General features: G+C 72.5%; 14 protein-coding genes. 6 read left to right on the top strand and 8 right to left on the bottom strand.

What is annotated here, in order from left to right; translation table 11 throughout:
* The first annotated feature begins 274 nt into the window (after positions 1–274).
* The 4 genes from ACQP17_RS28920 to ACQP17_RS28905 all read left to right on the top strand — a co-directional run bounded on the left by ACQP17_RS28920 (position 275) and on the right by ACQP17_RS28905 (position 5,367).
* Positions 275–2,569, top strand: coding sequence for an MMPL family transporter (locus tag ACQP17_RS28920; RefSeq protein ID WP_433858908.1), 2,295 nt, complete (start codon positions 275–277; stop codon positions 2,567–2,569).
* A gap of 126 nt (positions 2,570–2,695) precedes the next feature.
* A complete protein-coding gene (gene ligD / locus ACQP17_RS28915; protein ID WP_433858907.1) occupies positions 2,696–3,667 on the top strand; it encodes a non-homologous end-joining DNA ligase in 972 nt (323 codons plus the stop codon).
* A gap of 148 nt (positions 3,668–3,815) precedes the next feature.
* Entirely contained in the window at positions 3,816–4,877 is a 1,062-nt protein-coding gene (locus ACQP17_RS28910) for a glutathione S-transferase family protein (protein WP_433858906.1), read from the top strand.
* A 190-nt stretch (positions 4,878–5,067) separates the two neighbouring features.
* Entirely contained in the window at positions 5,068–5,367 is a 300-nt protein-coding gene (locus ACQP17_RS28905; RefSeq protein WP_364879779.1) for a hypothetical protein, read from the top strand.
* 54 nt (positions 5,368–5,421) lie between these two features.
* On the opposite strand, the gene ACQP17_RS28900 is transcribed toward ACQP17_RS28905, so the two are convergent.
* Positions 5,422–6,240, bottom strand: a complete 819-nt coding sequence (locus tag ACQP17_RS28900; RefSeq protein ID WP_433858905.1) for a class I SAM-dependent methyltransferase — start codon at positions 6,238–6,240, stop codon at positions 5,422–5,424.
* A 234-nt stretch (positions 6,241–6,474) separates the two neighbouring features.
* On the opposite strand from ACQP17_RS28900, the gene ACQP17_RS28895 reads away from it, so the two are divergent.
* Complete coding sequence (locus tag ACQP17_RS28895) at positions 6,475–8,073, top strand: alpha/beta fold hydrolase (RefSeq protein WP_433858904.1); 1,599 nt, start codon at positions 6,475–6,477, stop codon at positions 8,071–8,073.
* Between the two features lie 33 nt (positions 8,074–8,106).
* Here the strand turns inward: ACQP17_RS28895 and ACQP17_RS28890 are convergent, their stop codons facing one another.
* The 6 genes from ACQP17_RS28890 to ACQP17_RS28865 form a co-directional block, all read right to left on the bottom strand.
* Positions 8,107–8,937, bottom strand: coding sequence for a M55 family metallopeptidase (locus ACQP17_RS28890; protein WP_433858903.1), 831 nt, complete (start codon positions 8,935–8,937; stop codon positions 8,107–8,109).
* Positions 8,938–9,081: 144 nt separating this feature from the next.
* Entirely contained in the window at positions 9,082–9,948 is an 867-nt protein-coding gene (locus tag ACQP17_RS28885; RefSeq protein WP_433858902.1) for an amino acid ABC transporter permease, read from the bottom strand.
* The gene (locus tag ACQP17_RS28880) at positions 9,945–10,589 is read right to left on the bottom strand and encodes an amino acid ABC transporter permease (RefSeq protein WP_364879775.1); all 645 of its coding nucleotides are present in this window, start codon (positions 10,587–10,589) and stop codon (positions 9,945–9,947) included. The genes ACQP17_RS28885 and ACQP17_RS28880 overlap by 4 nt, the downstream gene beginning before the upstream one ends.
* Before the next feature lie 19 nt (positions 10,590–10,608).
* Positions 10,609–11,538, bottom strand: coding sequence for a glutamate ABC transporter substrate-binding protein (locus tag ACQP17_RS28875; protein WP_433858901.1), 930 nt, complete (start codon positions 11,536–11,538; stop codon positions 10,609–10,611).
* 14 nt (positions 11,539–11,552) lie between these two features.
* Positions 11,553–12,296 carry an amino acid ABC transporter ATP-binding protein gene (locus ACQP17_RS28870; RefSeq protein WP_433858900.1) on the bottom strand — a complete coding sequence of 248 codons (744 nt, stop codon included), beginning with the start codon at positions 12,294–12,296 and terminating at the stop codon, positions 11,553–11,555.
* 204 nt (positions 12,297–12,500) lie between these two features.
* Positions 12,501–12,941, bottom strand: coding sequence for a DUF6278 family protein (locus ACQP17_RS28865; RefSeq protein ID WP_433858899.1), 441 nt, complete (start codon positions 12,939–12,941; stop codon positions 12,501–12,503).
* A gap of 209 nt (positions 12,942–13,150) precedes the next feature.
* On the opposite strand from ACQP17_RS28865, the gene ACQP17_RS28860 reads away from it, so the two are divergent.
* Entirely contained in the window at positions 13,151–14,956 is a 1,806-nt protein-coding gene (locus tag ACQP17_RS28860; protein WP_433858898.1) for a GDSL-type esterase/lipase family protein, read from the top strand.
* Here the strand turns inward: ACQP17_RS28860 and ACQP17_RS28855 are convergent.
* Complete coding sequence (locus ACQP17_RS28855) at positions 14,953–15,732, bottom strand: exodeoxyribonuclease III (protein WP_364879770.1); 780 nt, start codon at positions 15,730–15,732, stop codon at positions 14,953–14,955. The genes ACQP17_RS28860 and ACQP17_RS28855 overlap by 4 nt on opposite strands.
* Positions 15,733–15,741: the final 9 nt, after the last annotated feature.

The raw sequence follows: 15,741 nt of genomic DNA, 5'->3' as shown, positions 1-15,741 counted from the left end.
GACACCCGGACGGCCGCGACGGACCGGCCGCCCGCGGGACCTGCGGAACTCACCCGGAGCCCGGCAACCATTCATCAGCGGATCCGTCCTCACCATGCGTGATGCCCTCACGGCCGTGTGCCGTGCCACCCACGATCGTAAGGATCATGCCGGGCGGGGCGCACCCGTTCGGCCGACACCCGGATCCCCGGTGGACGTGCCGCGGCGGCCGAACCGCCGTTGAATGCTGTCTGTCCGCATGTGCCAGAAGGGCCGGCGTTCATTCGGGAGCACCATGTCGTTGCCGAAGACCCCGGGCGCCCCCGCCGCGTCCGGCGCACCCCGTCCCCGGGGTGCGCTGCGCCGCATCGGGGAGTGGTGCGCCCGCCACTTCGTCGTGGTCATCGTGCTGTGGCTGGCCGCCCTGGCCGGGCTGCAGGTGCTGCAACACTCCTACGGCGGTGACTACTCCGACGACTTCGCGCTGCCCGGCGTCCAGTCGACCAAGGGCCGCGACGTGCTGAAGGCGCACGAGCCGAAGGCCGGCGGCTACAGCAGCCAGGTCGTGCTGCACGACGCGGACCGGCCGCTGACCGCCGTCCGCAGCCAGATCGACGGCGCCGTCACCGACCTGGGCAAACTGCCGGAGGTGCTGGCCGCGCAGAACCCGCTGCCCGCGCCCGGCGCGGCGCCCGCCAAGCCCCCGCCCGGCACCCCGAACGTCGGCCCGCTCTCCACCGACGGCCGCACCGCCTACATCACGATGCGCTTCAGCGTGCAGCCCTCCACCCTGAAGCCGGACTACCTCGACGGCGTCGACGCGGCGGTCAAGCCGCTGCGCGCGGCGGGCGTGGAGGTGGAGTACGGCGGGCCGCTGGGCGAGCTGGCCCGGCCGGCGCCCAACGACCGGATCAGCGAGGTCATCGGCTTCGGGGTGGCGATCCTGGTGCTGCTGATCGGCTTCGGCAGCGTGCTGGCGGCCGGCGTGCCGCTGGTGACCGCGCTGATCGGGGCCCTGTGCGGGGTGGCGTGCCTGGGGCTGCTGGCGGCCGTCTCCGTCTTCGCCACCGTCTCGCCCACGCTGGCGACGATGATCGGTCTCGGCGTCGGCATCGACTACGCGCTGTTCCTGCTCACCCGCCACCGGCAGAACCTGATGGACGGCGCGGACCCGGTCACCGCCGCGGGCCGGGCGGTGGCCACCAGCGGCCGGGCGGTGCTGGTGTCCGGCTGCACCGTGATCATCGCGCTGATGGGGCTGTGGGTCTCCCAGCTCTCCTTCATCGGCAAGCTCGGCGTGGCGGCGGCCCTCACCGTGGTCTCCGCGGTGCTCGGCGCGCTCACCCTCGTCCCGGCGCTGCTCGGACTGATCGGTCGGCGGATCGACCGGCTGCACGTCCGCCACCCCATCGCCGAGACCGACGCCCCGCCCGGCGAGGAGGCGCGCGGCACCTGGCACCGGTACGCCCAGCGGGTGGAGCGCCGCCCCTGGTGGTACCTGGCCGGCGGGGTGCTGGTGGTGGTCGTGCTGGCCCTCCCGGTCTTCTCGATCCAGCTCGGGCACATCGGCGACGGCGCCGATCCCAAGTCGTTCACCGACCGGCGGGCCTTCGACCTGATGTCGTCGGCGTTCGGGCCCGGCTCCAACGGCCCGCTGACCCTGGTCATCGACGAGTCGGCGGTCCCGCAGGCGGACCGCCCGATGCTGGCGACGCAGGCCGGGAAGGCGCTCACCGGGGTCCCGGGCGCGGCCCTGATCACCCCGCTGAAGGCCACCCCGGACGGCGCGGTGCTCACCGGGACCGCGTACTCCACCCAGGCGCCGCAGAACGCGGCCACCACCGATCTGGTCAAGCGCCTGGAGCACGACGTGCTGCCCCAGGCGGTGAAGGGCACCGACGCGGAAGGCTATGTAACGGGCACGACCGCCGGGCAGGTCGACTTCCTGGACATCGTCGCCAGCCGGCTGCCGCTGATCATCGCGGTGGTGGTCGCCCTCGCGTTCGTGCTGATCCTGATCGTCTTCCGGGGCCTGCTGGTGGCGGTGAAGGCCGCGGTGCTCAACGTGCTGTCGATCGCCGCCTCGTACGGGGTGGTGGTGGCGGTCTTCCAGTGGGGCTGGGGCGGTCCGGCGCTCGGGGTCTCGGGCCTGGTGCCCATCGAGAGCTACGTCCCGATGATGATGTTCGCGATCGTCTTCGGGCTGAGCATGGACTACGAGATCTTCCTGCTGTCGCGGGTGCACGAGGCGTGGAAGCGGACGGGCGACGCCAAGGCGAGCGTGGCGCACGCGCTGGAGATCACCGCACGGGTGATCACCTGTGCCGCGCTGATCATGGTGAGCGTGTTCGCGGCCTTCCTCCTCAGCGACAACATCGTGGTGAAGATGCTGGGCCTCGGTCTGGCCGTGAGCGTGCTGATCGACGCCACCGTGGTGCGGCTGCTGCTGGTGCCGGCGGTGATGACGCTGCTGGGCCCGGCCGCCTGGTGGTCGCCCCGGTGGCTGGACCGGACCCTGCCACATGTGAACACGGAGGGCGAGGAGCGGCTCCCCACGTCTGGGGCGGGGAGCGGCGGGGAGCGGCGGTAGGGCAAGGTGTCGGGCGGCGTGCGGGCGGGGGCGGGGCGCCGGGATCACGGCAGGTCCGGGCCCCGTGGACGGCGGCCGGCCGCCCGCCGATCTGCGAACGCCCGCGGATCCCGCGATCATCGAACCATGGCCCCCACCGCCGAGCGTGGCTCGGCCCCGTACCCCCTGATCCGGCCGATGCTGGCCACGATCGGCCCGCTGCCCACCGCGGGCGAGGAGACGGTCTGGGCCTTCGAGGCCAAATGGGACGGCGCGCGCTGCATCGTCCACACCGCGGGCGACGGCACCCTCCGCCTGATCACCCGGGCGGGCAACGACGCGACCGCGACCTACCCGGAGCTGGGCCCGCTGGGTGCGCAGCTGCGCGGCCGGCCGGCGGTGCTCGACGGCGAGGTGGTGGCGCTGGACGCCCGCGGACGGCCGGACTTCGGCCTGCTCCAGCGCCGGATGGGCGTGGTCAACCCGCGCCGCACCGCCCGCCTGGCGATGGAGCACCCGGTGCACCTGGTCCTCTTCGACATCATGTTTCTGGCCGGCTCGCTGCTCGGTGCGCCGTATTACGAGCGGCGGTCGATCCTGGCCGGGCTGGGGCTGAGCGGCCCGAACTGGTCGGCGCCCGCGTATGTCGAGGGCCATGGGCAGCAGGCATGGGAGGCCTCGCTGCAAGGCGGCCTCGAAGGGGTGGTGGCCAAGCGCCTGACCAGCGCGTATCTGCCCGGCGTGCGGTCACCCGAGTGGCGCAAGACGAAGCATCTGCAGACCCTGGACGTGGTCATCGGGGGCTGGACGGAGGGCCACGGCGGGCTGGCCGGACTGCCCGGCAGCATCCTGGCGGGGGTGGCGGAACCGGCCGGGCTGCGCTACGTCGGGTCCGTCGGGTCGGGGCTGTCAGCACGCGAGCGCCAGGAGCTGGCGCAGTACCTGGGCGTCATCCCGCTCGACCGGTCGCCGTTCGTGAACCCCGTGGACCTCGCGGCGCCGCACTGGGCCGAGCCCCGGCTCGTCGCCGAGGTCGCCTTCACCGGCTGGACGTCGGCGGGCCGGCTGCGGCACCCGGTCTGGCACCGGCTGCGGCCCGACCTCACCCACCTCGGCTGAGACGGGAGACGGGAGATCCGCGCCGGTCCGGGAAGGCTCGTCAGGAGACCGTGTCACGAAGACCACGGCAGGAGCAGCACGACAGGCGAACCGCGGCACGAGGACCGCGCCACGAGGCGCGGGCCACCGCGGGCGGAAGGAGTCGGCGATGTCCCATCCCAGCAGCGACGGTGCCACCGGGGACGGCGGCAACACCGGCTACGGCAGCAAGCCGTTCAAGCGCTCCAGGAGCCACTTCGCGGACCGCATCACCGCCGACGGCCGCGACGGCTGGCCGGTCGAGGCCGGCCGCTACCGGCTGGTGGTCAGCCGCGCCTGCCCCTGGGCGAGCCGCGCCGTCATCTCGCGGCGGCTGCTCGGCCTGGAGGACGCGCTCTCGCTCGCCCTGACCGACCCGATCCAGGACGACCGCAGCTGGCGGTTCACCCTGGACCCCGACGGCCGCGACCCGGTCCTCGGCATCCGCTTCCTCAGCGAGGCCTACGACGCCCGCGAGAGGGGCTACCCGGGCGGCGTCAGCGTCCCCGCCGTCGTCGACATCCCCAGCGGGCAGCTGGTCACCAACGACTTCCAGCAGATCACCCTGGACCTGGCGACCCAGTGGACGGCGCTGCACCGGCCCGGCGCGCCCGACCTGTACCCGGAGCCGCTGCGCGAGGAGATCGACATCGTGATGGCGGGCGTCTACCGGGACGTCAACAACGGCGTGTACCGGGCCGGTTTCGCCACCGGGCAGGGCGAGTACGAGGCCGCCTTCCACGATCTCTTCCGGCGCCTGGACCTGCTGTCCGAGCGGCTGGCCGAGCGGCGCTACCTCGTGGGCGACACCCTCACGGAGGCCGACATCCGGCTGTTCACGACCCTGGTCCGGTTCGACGCGGTCTACCACGGCCACTTCAAGTGCAACGCGTTCAAGCTGGCCGAGGACCCGGTGCTGTGGGCCTACGCCAAGGACCTCTTCCAGACTCCCGGCTTCGGCGACACCGTCGATTTCCACCACATCAAGCAGCACTACTACCGGGTGCACGGCCACCTCAACCCGACCGGCATCGTGCCGCTGGGGCCGGACCTCGGCGGCTGGCTGCTGCCGCACCACCGTGAGGAGTTGGGCGGCCGGCCGTTCGGCGACGGCACCCCGCCCGGGCCGGTGCCGCCGGCCGAGGAGGTCCCGCCCAGCGGCCGCGCCGAGCCGCTGCCCACCGGTTCCTGAGCGGCTACCGCCCGGCTCCGCGGGCTCCGGAGCTGCCCCCTGCGGCGGGGGCGTGAGACCCTGAAAGCAGACAGCGATACAGCCGCACGAGCGGTGCGCCACGGGCCCGCCGCGTATCCGCCGAGCGCCCGGCCTCCGGTTCACCGCCGCGATCCCCCACCCCACGCGAGCGACGCGAGGAATGAGCCCGATGAGGATGGTTCTGAAGGCCCGCATACCCACCGAGACAGGCAACGAAGTGATCCGCAACGGCGGTCTGCCGAAGATCATGGAGTCGGCCCTCGCCGCCCTGAAGCCGGAGGCGGCCTACTTCACCCTCGACGACGGCGAGCGGACCGCGTTCTTCTACTTCGACATGCAGGAGTCATGGCAGATGCCCACGCTCCTCGAATCGTTCTTCATGGACCTGAACGCGCAGGTCTCGCTGCAGCCGGTGATGAACGCGGACGATCTGCGCACCGGCCTCGGCGAGCTGATGAGCGGCACCTGACCCACGGCATCCGGCCCGGGGCCCGCGCACTTCGGCGCCGGATGCCGGCCCCCGCTATCCGGCCACCCGTCCCGACGCCAGCAGCGCCGTGTGCGGCAGCACCAGCGCGCCGCCGGGATCGGTGAACTCCCGTGCCAGCAACTCGAAGTGGTGCCGGATGCGCGCGGCGACGGCCGGGCCCCGGCTGAGCACGACCCGGCCGATGGTCGCCACGCCGGCCGCGGGTCCGCTCCACCACTCCTGCGGTGTCGTGCGGTGCTCCCAGGACAGCGGCGCGCAGTCCACGTCGGCCAGGCCCGCGCCCCGCAGCAGCCCGGCGAGGCCGTCGGGGGTGCGGGGGAAATCCTCCTCGGGGGCGAGCGCGGGCAGCGACGGCGGACGGACCACCCCGGCGGCCGCCACGGCCCGGCCGAGCAGGGCCTGCCCCGCGGCGGCGGGGGCCGCCCAGACCGTCAGCGCGATCCGGCCGCCGGGCCGCGTCACCCGGCGCAGCTCGTCGAGGGCCGCCCGCGGCCGCCCGACGTGATTGAGGACGAAGTTGCCGACGACGGCGTCGAAGTGACCCTGCGTGAAAGGAAGCTGCGGCAGCGCGGCCACCAGGACGCGGGCGCCGGTCACGGTGTGTGCGGCGCGGCGCGCCATATCGGGCTCGGCGTCCACGGCGGTCACCCGCGCCCCGCGCACTCCGGCGGCCGCGGCGGCCGAGCCGGTCCCCGTCCCGGCGTCCAGCACCCGGGCGCCCGCGCGCACCTCCGCGGCGTCCAGCAGCAACGGCACCGTGTGGGCGCACAACTTGGCGAAACCGGCCTCGTAGGCCGCCGCGTTGCCCGCCCACACCAGGCGCTCGCTCTCGTCGAACGGTGTCCGGGCCACCGCTCCCCCTCATTCGGTCAGCACGTCGGTCGCCGCGATTCTCCCCCGTACCGCCGCTTTTCTCCGTCCTGTCGACTCCCTTCCGCCCCAAGGGCGTTACCCAGCCGTAACCTACCGATGGGTTACCAGAGGTAAGGAGTGGACCTTACTCTCCAGTCAACTCGGGCCTGTCGTACGCCCCCTCCTGTCCCCGTGACAGCGTGCGGCCGGCCCGCATCGAGATCTGGAGAGAAGATGAGGCCCTCCCGTACGACCCGGCGCGCCGCGATCGGCACGGTTTCGGCTGCGCTGCTGGCCACCACGGTTCTCACCGTCGCACCGGCGCAGGCGGCCACGCCCCCCTCGGCCCCCACCGCGGCGTCCTCGGACAGTTCGGCCCCGGTGCGGTTCGTCGACATCGAGGGCGACGGCGGGATCACGCTCAAGGCGAATGTCTTCACTCCGTCCGATGCGGACGGCACCCGGCGCTACCCGGTCATCGTGCTGCCCACCAGCTGGTCGATGCCGCAGATCGAATACATGGCGCAGGCCAGGAAGCTGGCCGACAAGGGCTATGTGGTCGTCGGCTACAACTCGCGGGGCTTTTGGCAGTCCGGCGGCGAGATCGAGACCGCCGGCCCGAAGGACGTCGCCGACGCCTCGAAGGTCATCGACTGGGCGCTGGCCCACACCCCCGCCGATCCGCGGAAGGTCGGCATGGCCGGGGTCTCCTACGGCGCCGGGATCAGCCTGCTGGCCGCCGCGTCCGACAAGCGGATCAAGGCGGTCGCGGCGCTCAGCGGCTGGGCCGACCTGGTCGGCTCGATCTACAGCGGCCGCACCGAGCACCGGCAGGCCGCGCAGTTCCTGGGCGCCACGGGTGCGCTGACCGGGCGCCCCAGCCCCGAGTTCCGCACCATCATGAAGGACTTCCTCGCCTCGAACCTGGACAAGGAGAAGGACCTGATCGCCTGGGGGCGCAAGCGCTCCCCCGCCACCTACCTCGACAAGATCAATGCCAATGGCGCCGCCATCATGCTGGGCAACGCCTGGGGAGACTCCATCTTCCCGCCCAACCAGACCGCCGACTTCTACGAGAAGCTCACCGGCCCCAAGCGGCTGGAGCTGCGCCCCGGTGACCACGCCACGGCCGAGGGGCTCGGGCTGTTCGGGCTGCCCAACGACACCTGGACCGACACCCAGCGGTGGTTCGACCACTACCTCAAGGGCGCGGACAACGGCGTCGACCGCGAGTCGCCGGTGCTGCTCAAGTCCCGTTCCACCGGCGCGTACGAGGGCTACAAGAGCTGGAAGGACGTCCCGTCCGCACAGCGGCGGATCGACCTCGGCGGCAGCACGCAGCTCCACACCAACTGGGACTCCGGCGCCGACGGCGGGCTGATCATCCTCTCCAGCATGATGGACCAGTTCTTCCGGCTGCCGCCGATGGCCTCGATCCCGCTGCTGCCGCGCTCGGTGGCCGCCGTCTGGCAGTCCGAGCGCTACGGGAGCGGGCAGCGCGTGCGCGGCACCACCCGGCTGCACACCACCCTCACCAGCACCGCGGAGAGCGGCACCGCCATCGCCTACCTCTACGACGTGGGCCCGCTCGGCATCGGCAAGCTGGTCACCCACGCGCCCTACACCTTCCACGGCAAGACCCCGAACCAGCCCTTCGGCGTGGACCTGGACCTGTTCTCCACGGCCTACGACGTGCCGGCCGGCCACCGCCTCGCCGTCGTCGTGGACACCGTCGACCCGCTGTACATCGCGCACAACCCCAAGGGCGCCCGCCTGACGTTCTCCTCGCCGGCGGACGATCCGTCCTATGTGTCGGTGCCGGTGCGCGAGTAGCGACCGGCGACCGGCGGGTGTCGCCCGTGGAGGTCAGCAGTAGGGGGCCTGGTTGGTCAGGGACGCCGCCACCCGCATCCACACGCCGAACAGCCGGTAGAGGCCGGGCACGGTGCCCCGCGCCTGGACGGTGCGGGTGTCCGCCGAGGTGACGCCGGGAATTCCCAGGAGCGTCGAGGCCACCGAAGCCGACTGCCAGCGGACCGTGAGGGTGGACTGGTCCTGCGCGGCGGCCGAGGCCCTCGGCGGCACGGGGAGAACGGCGGCGACCGCCTTCTCGATGTCCGCCCGTGCTTCTTCCGCCGGGCGCAGGTCCGCCGTGAACCGGTCCCGCGCGTACTTCACGGCCACGGTCGTCACCGAGGCGTCCCATTCCGCCATCTCCGCGCAGGCACGGTCGTCACCGGTGAGGGCCGCCACGGGCACACCGATGGCGGCCGCCGTGGCATGGGCCAGGCCGATCTCCCCCACCGGCCGGCCGTCGAGCCACATGTCCTCGATCTCGTGCCCCATGAAGCTGTGGCTCAGCACGCCGAGCACACCGGCCCGTGCGTGGTAGCCCACGAAGACCGCGGCGTCGTGCTCGGCGGTGAGGCCTTCCAGCATGAGCAGCTGCTTGGGCTTGCCGCGGATCAGGCGCGCCGCCGGGTGCAGGGACTCGGGCAGGAGGTTGCGCATCGGGCCGTGCGCGTCGTTGACGGTGATGTCGGTGGCGCCCGCCGCGACGGCGCCGCGGACGGCGGCGTTGACGTCCTCGGCCATCATCAGCCGTCCGCGCTCGTAGTCCCGGCCACCGGGCTGGACATCGTCGGCGTCCACCAGCCCGGTGACGCCCTCCATGTCCACACTGATGTAGATCCGCACTGCACAATCTCCTCAAACTTGGTCGTTCAGGGAGACGTCCGGCGCTCCTGCTCCGGTTCCTTCACCTGCTCACGGTCCCGGACTCCGCCGGACCGACCCGCTCGCCGGAGCCCGCGGCCCGCACCCGGGCACGGCCCCCCGTCCTCACCCCGACGGGGGGCGGGTGCCGCCCGGCAGCAGGGTGCCCGGTTCCGGGGCGGCGACCTCGACGGCCTCGACCTTGGGGTTGCGGCGCTGGCGCCGGGCGACCCAGTTGGCCAGCCAGGACAGCAGCATGCACATCCCGATGTAGATCGGCGAGATGATCATGACGACGGGGATGAACGGCAGGTCGTAGTCGAGGTTGGAGGCGATGAGCTTGCCGGCGTGCAGGAACTCCTCGTAGGTGATGAGGTAGCCGAGCGAGGTGTCCTTCAGGGCGACCACCAGCTGACTGATGATGGCCGGGAGCATCGCCCGGACCGCCTGCGGCGCCAGGATCTGCGTCATGACCTGCGTCTTGCGCATCCCCAGCGCGTAGGCGGCCTCCCGCTGGCCGCGCTCGACGGAGTTGATGCCACTGCGGAAGACCTCGGCGAGCACCGAGCCGTTGTAGAGGGTCAGCCCGGCGACCAGGGCGACCAGCGGCTCCGCCTTCAGCGCCACATAGATGAAGAAGATCATGACCAGCACGGGCATGGCCCGGAAGAACTCCACCACCACGGCGCTCAGCCGGCGCACGACCCGGTGCACGGAGAGCCGGCCGGTCGCGAACACCGCGCCGAACACCAGTGACAGCACGGCCGCCAGGCCGAAGGCCCGCAGGGTGTTGCCCAGGCCGCGGAGCAGCAGGTCCTGAATGCCCTTGTAGGTGAAGGGCGTCCATTTCGCCGCGGTGAACTGCCCCGTGGCGAACAGGAGATGGATGATCCAGGCCAGCACGGCGAGGATCGCCACCGTCGCGGCGATGCCGTAGAGCCGGTGGCGCTGCCGGGCCCGCGGGCCGGGGACGTCGTAGAGGGCGGTGGTCATCGGGCCACTCCGTAGCGCTTCTCCAGCACGTGGAAGAGCGCGCTGATGGTCAGGGTGACGAGCAGATAGCCGACGGCGATCCAGACGAAGGTCCAGATGATGCTGTAGCCCTTCTCGCTGAGCGGCTTGTAGACCCCGAGCAGTTCGACGACGCTGAAGGCGCCGGCGATCGCGGAGTTCTTGGCGAGCGCGATCAGCGTGGAGCCGATGGGCGGGATGACGGACCGGAAGGCCTGCGGCAGCACGATGTCGCCGAGGGTCTGCGGAAAGGACATCCCCAGGCTGCGCGCCGCCTCGCCCTGGCCGGTCGGCACGGTGTTGATGCCGGAACGCACCGCCTCGCAGATGAAGGCCGAGGTGTAGCAGCCCAGCGCGAGGACGGCGAAGAGGGTGAAGGGCAGCACCAGGCCGAAGCGCGGCAGGCCCAGCACCACCGCGAAGAACAGCAGCGTCAGCGGCGTGTTGCGCAGCACGTTCACCCACACCGTGCCGATGGCCCGCAGCGAGCCGACCGGGGCGACGCGGAAGGCGGCCATGAGGAAGCCGAGGACGAGGGCCAGCAGCGAGGAGTAGACGGTGAGTTCGACGGTGCCCAGCAGGCCCTGCCCGTAGAGGGAGAGGTTGTCGAGAAGAACGTTCATCGGACGGTTCCTTGGCTGGTCAGGACGCCGGGTAGCGGTCGATCGGGGGCGGCTTGGGGGCGGGCACCCCGGACAGGCCGAGGGTCGCGTCGTAGGCCTTCCGCCAGTTGCCGTTCCGCTCGTTCTCCGCGAGGGCGTCGTCGAGGGCGAGGCGCAGCGCGTTGTCGCCGCGGGGGACGCCGATGCCGTACGGCTCCTGGGAGAACGGCTTGCCGACCACCTTCAGCTCGTCGGGCACCTTGGCGGCGTAGCCCAGCAGGATCGCGTCGTCGGTGGTGACCGCGTCGACCTGGTAGGTGAGCAGGTTGTCCACGCACACCGAGTAGGTGTCGTAGGAGACCAGGACCGCCTTGGGGTAGTCGGCCTGGATGCGCTGGTAGGGGGTGGAGCCGGCCGCCGAGCAGACGCGTTTGCCGGCCAGGTCCTGGGGGCCGTGGATGTCGTTCTCGTCGGCGCGCACCAGCAGCGACTGCCCGGCCATGTAGTAGGGGCCGGCGAAGCCCACCAGCTTCTTGCGCTTGTCGTTGATGGTGTACGTGCCGACGTACAGGTCGATCTGGCCGTTCTGCAGGGCGGTCTCGCGGTTGGCGGAGGCGATCGTCTTGAACTCGATGGTGCGGGGCGGGAAGCCGAGCGCGGCGGACATCATCTTGGCGATCTCGATGTCGAAGCCGGTGTAGCGGCCGGAGGCCGGGTCCTTCTCGCCGAGATAGGGCTGGTCCTCCTTGACGCCGATGACGAGATGGCCGCGGCGCTTGGCCTTCACCCAGGTCGGGGAGGCGGGCAGCCGGAAGTTCCGGGCCACCGGGTACTGCGGGAGTTCATTGCCCTTGGGGCCCTTGACCGGCGGGCTGCCCTCCCGGCCGCAGCCGGCCAGGGCCAGCGCGAGCACGGCGAACAGCAGCGCCAGCAGGGCGCGGCGCGGGGGCGAGGAGTGACGGTGCGGCATCGCGGCGCCCCCGTTCAGTGCTTGAGGATCTTGGAGAGGAAGTCCTTGGCCCGCTCGCTGCGCGGCGCGGTGAAGAAGTCCTCGGGGGTGCGGTCCTCGACGATGCTGCCGTCGGCCATGAAGACCACACGGTGGGCGGCGGAGCGGGCGAAGCCCATCTCGTGGGTGACCACGACCATCGTCATGCCGTCCCGGGCGAGCTGCCGCATGACCTCCAGCACCTCATTGATCATCTCCGGGTCGAGGGCGGAGGTCGGCTCGTCGAAGAGCAGCGCCTTGGGTTCCATGGCCAGGGCGCGGGCGATCGCGACGCGCTGCTGCTGACCGCCGGAGAGCTGCGCCGGGTACTTGTCGGCCTGGGAGGCGAGTCCGACCCGGTCGAGGAGTTCGCGGGCGCGCCGGGCGGCCTCGTCCTTCTTCGTCCGGTGGACCTTCATCGGCGCGAGCATCACATTGGCCAGTACGGTCTTGTGGGCGAAGAGGTTGAAGGACTGGAAGACCATGCCGACCTCGGCCCGCAACTGCGCCAGCGCCCGGCCCTCTTCGGGCAGCGGCCGGCCGTCCAGTGTGATGGTGCCCGACTCCACGGTCTCCAGCCGGTTGATGGCCCGGCACAGCGTGGACTTCCCGGACCCGGAGGGCCCGATGACCACGACCACCTCGCCGCGGCCGACGGTGAGGTCGATGTCCTTCAGGACGTGCAGTGCTCCGTAGTGCTTGTTGACCCCGCGCAGTTCAATCAGCGCATCACCGGCCATATGCAGACCCGCCCACTCTCATCCGTACAGCGCGGAGCCCGCAACTTACCGGGGCGAATGGGGCACTTCCCCACTGACACGCACGTACGCACAGAGATGGCCGCATAATTCAGGGCTACGGCGGAACTCCCGGCGGCCCGGCGCGGGCGGCTCACCGGGCGGCGGCGGGCGCGTCCCCTCCGCGGGCCCGGGCCAACGCGGCCGTCAGGACTCGGAGACCTCGGCGTAGAGCTGGGACAGCTCGGGGACGCCGGTATCGGCCCACTCGTGCCCCGCCGTCACCACATCGATCTCCCGCCCCGACGCCAACCGCACCACCGGCTGCCCGTCCGGCCAGACGTGCCACACGGCGCCGCGCACCGTGCGGACCAGCACCGTGCCGAGGTAGAGACCGGCGTCGTTGCCGAGCCAGGGCAGCACTTCCGGATCGTCCCGCCATACGGGCTGCAGCTGGTCCAGCGCCTCCAACGACCGTACGGAATCGTCCAGTTCCAGCCCCACGGTGGCGGCCTGGGCCCGCAGCAGCCCGCACTCGGACAGCAGCTCCACGACACTCTCGGGGTCGGCCCGCACCGACTCGGCGAGCGGTACGGACCGGTCCGCCCGCTGACGCCTGCGCCACCGGTCCAGGAAAGACATGTTCATGGTGTGCAGGGTCCCATCCGACCTGTGGCCGGGGCCACAGGCGCGCGGCGCGGACCTGGCCCGTTCGTCATCTTGACGCACCCCCGGCGGGTCCCTAACTTCAGGGCGCCCGGATCGGATCCGCCGGGTCACGGAGCCGCGGCACCGCGGGTTCCGGCAAGATCACGGCTCCCACCTGTCCGTTGGCACCCCCGGAGGGATACCGACCGATGCGTGCACGACGAGCGGTCACCGCCCTGCTCCTGCTGCTCACCGCGGCGGCCCTGCCCGCCACCGCGGCCGGTCCGGCCCGTGCCGCGGCCGCCGCGCCCCGCCCGCTGGCGGCGCTCTTCGACAACCGGGCGGTCAGCGACGACGCCCGGCCGGACGCGGCCGACTTCGACGGGGCGGGCCGCTCGCTGTCCGCGCGGGACCTGGCGGCGGCCGGCTGGACACCCGGCGGCGTGCTGACGCTGGACGGGGCCCGGCTGACCCTGCCGCGCACGGCACCCGGCGCACCGGACAACGTGGTGGCACACGGCCAGCAGGTCGCGCTGCGCGACCGGGGCCAGGCGCTCACCTTCCTGGTCGCCGCCACCGGCGGTGCGGCAGGCGGCACCGGCACCGTCCGCTACCGGGACGGCTCGCACAGCGGCTACGAACTCACCGCGCCCGACTGGCGGTCGGGGCCCCTCGGCACCAAGGCCGTGGCCCTGCCGCACCTCAACCACGCCACCGGCGGGCAGTCGGCCGGTCCGGCGCGGCTCTACGCGGTGACCGTCCCGCTGCGGGCCGGGCGGGAGGTGCGCTCGGTGGTGCTGCCGACGACGTCCGGGGCGGCGGCGCTGCATGTGTTCGCGGTGGCCGTGCGGGACACCGGGCGCGGCCGGACCGGGAGTTGGGCGGCGAGCACGGCGGGCTACCGGGCGGTCGGCCCGTGGACGGACCGCACGCTGCGACTGGTGGTGCACAGCGGAGCGGGCGGCCCCCGGGCACGGATCCGGCTGGCCAACACCTTCGCCGCCGCGCCGGTGGAGATCGCGGCGGCCAGTATCGCGGTGCGCGGCACGGGCGCGGCGGCGCGGGGCGCGCCGGTGCCGCTGACCTTCGGCGGGCACACCGGGGTCCGGATCCCGGCGGGGGCCGAGGCGTTCAGCGATCCGGCGGGCTTCACCGTCCCGGCCGGGACCGATCTGCTGGTGAGCCTGCACCTGCCGGGGACGGTGACGGCGGCGCCGGTGCACCAGGAGGCGGCCCAGCTGTCGTATCTGAGCGCGGCGGGCGGCGGGGACCGCACCGCGGACGCGGGCGGCGCGGCCTTCCCGGAGACGATGACGTTCTGGCCGTTTCTGACGGGTGTCGACGTCGGGGGCGGTCCCGGCTCGGTCGTGGCGCTGGGCGATTCGATCACCGACGGGGTCAAGTCGACCGCCGGGGCCGACCGGCGCTGGCCGGATGTGCTGGCCCGCCGCCTGGCCGCGCAGCACGCGGTGCCCCGCTACGGCGTGCTCAACCAGGGCATTTCGGCGAATCGCGTCGTCACCGATCGCTACCCGGGCGACGGGGTCAGCGGCGACACCGGCGGGGTCAGCGCCGGGCACCGGCTGGAGCGGGACGTGCTCGCCCAGCCGTCGGCACGGACGGTGCTCGTCTTCGAGGGCATCAACGACCTGCGGGCGGGCACCCCGGCCGGGGACGTCATCGCCGGCCTGCGGGAACTGGCGGGGCGGGCGCACGCCCGGGGGCTGCGGGTGCTGATGGCGACCGTGGCGCCCTGCGCGGGCTACCCCGACTGCACCCCGGACGTCGAGGCCCGCCGCCAGGCCGTCAACGCCTTCATCCGCGACAACGGCGGCGCCTTCGACGCCACACCGGACTTCGACGCCGTCCTGCGCGATCCGCAGCGGCCGGAGCGGATGCTGCCCGCCTACGACAGCGGCGACCATCTCCACCCCGGCGACGCCGGGCTCCGGGCGCTGGGCGAGGCGGTGGACCTGCGGGCGCTGGTCCCCCACGATCCGAGCGGGACCCCCTAGACGTCGAGATCCACCACGACCGGTGCGTGGTCCGAGGCGCCCTTGCCCTTGCGCTCCTCGCGGTCCACATACGCGTCCGACACGGCCTTGGCGAACGGCTCGTTGCCGTAGACCAGGTCGATGCGCATCCCGCGGTTCTTGGGGAAGGCGAGCTGGCGGTAGTCCCAATAGGTGTAGGGACGGTCGTACTTGAGGGGGCGCGGGACGACGTCCGACAGCCCCGCCTCGCGCAGGGCGGCCAGCGCGGCCCGCTCGGCGGGGGTGACATGGGTGGCGCCGACGAAGACGGCCGGGTCCCAGACGTCCTCGTCCGTCGGTGCGACGTTGTAGTCGCCGAGGACCGCGAACGGGCGGGGGCCAGCCGCGTCCTCGGCGACGGCCGTCCTCAGCGCCTCGAACCAGCCGAGCTTGTAGGCGTAGTGCGCGTGATCGACCTCGCGGCCGTTGGGGACGTAGACCGACCAGACCCGGGCCGGGCCGCAGGTCGCCGAGACGGCCCGCGGCTCCTGCACGCCGTCGTACTCCGGGCCGCCGGGCAGCCCCGTGACGACGTCCTCCAGGCCGACCCTGGAAAGCACGGCCACGCCGTTCCAGCGGCCGTCGGCGTGCACCGCGGCCTCGTAGCCCAGCTCGCGCAGCGCCTCACGCGGGAACTGCTCGGCGGTGCACTTGGTCTCCTGGAGGCACAGCACATCCGTGCCGGAGCTCTCCAGCCAGGCCAGCAGTCTCGGGAGACGGGCGGTGATCGAATTGACGTTCCAGGTCGCGATGCGCATGTCTGCCAA

The organism is Streptomyces kronopolitis, from assembly GCF_050953795.1.
GTDB classification, from domain to species: Bacteria; Actinomycetota; Actinomycetes; order Streptomycetales; family Streptomycetaceae; genus Streptomyces; species Streptomyces kronopolitis_A.
This window is presented reverse-complemented; position numbering and strand designations above follow the sequence as displayed.

Bases quoted from the DNA above. Each gene is read 5' to 3' on its own strand.
- ACQP17_RS28855 (WP_364879770.1), bottom strand. From the start codon at position 15,732: ATGCGCATCGCGACCTGGAACGTCAATTCGATCACCGCCCGTCTCCCG.
- ACQP17_RS28885 (WP_433858902.1), bottom strand. From the start codon at position 9,948: ATGACCACCGCCCTCTACGACGTCCCCGGCCCGCGGGCCCGGCAGCGC.
- ligD (WP_433858907.1), top strand. From the start codon at position 2,696: ATGGCCCCCACCGCCGAGCGTGGCTCGGCCCCGTACCCCCTGATCCGG.
- ACQP17_RS28870 (WP_433858900.1), bottom strand. From the start codon at position 12,296: ATGGCCGGTGATGCGCTGATTGAACTGCGCGGGGTCAACAAGCACTAC.
- ACQP17_RS28880 (WP_364879775.1), bottom strand. From the start codon at position 10,589: ATGAACGTTCTTCTCGACAACCTCTCCCTCTACGGGCAGGGCCTGCTG.
- ACQP17_RS28865 (WP_433858899.1), bottom strand. From the start codon at position 12,941: ATGAACATGTCTTTCCTGGACCGGTGGCGCAGGCGTCAGCGGGCGGAC.
- ACQP17_RS28895 (WP_433858904.1), top strand. From the start codon at position 6,475: ATGAGGCCCTCCCGTACGACCCGGCGCGCCGCGATCGGCACGGTTTCG.
- ACQP17_RS28860 (WP_433858898.1), top strand. From the start codon at position 13,151: ATGCGTGCACGACGAGCGGTCACCGCCCTGCTCCTGCTGCTCACCGCG.
- ACQP17_RS28905 (WP_364879779.1), top strand. From the start codon at position 5,068: ATGAGGATGGTTCTGAAGGCCCGCATACCCACCGAGACAGGCAACGAA.
- ACQP17_RS28910 (WP_433858906.1), top strand. From the start codon at position 3,816: ATGTCCCATCCCAGCAGCGACGGTGCCACCGGGGACGGCGGCAACACC.
- ACQP17_RS28920 (WP_433858908.1), top strand. From the start codon at position 275: ATGTCGTTGCCGAAGACCCCGGGCGCCCCCGCCGCGTCCGGCGCACCC.
- ACQP17_RS28875 (WP_433858901.1), bottom strand. From the start codon at position 11,538: ATGCCGCACCGTCACTCCTCGCCCCCGCGCCGCGCCCTGCTGGCGCTG.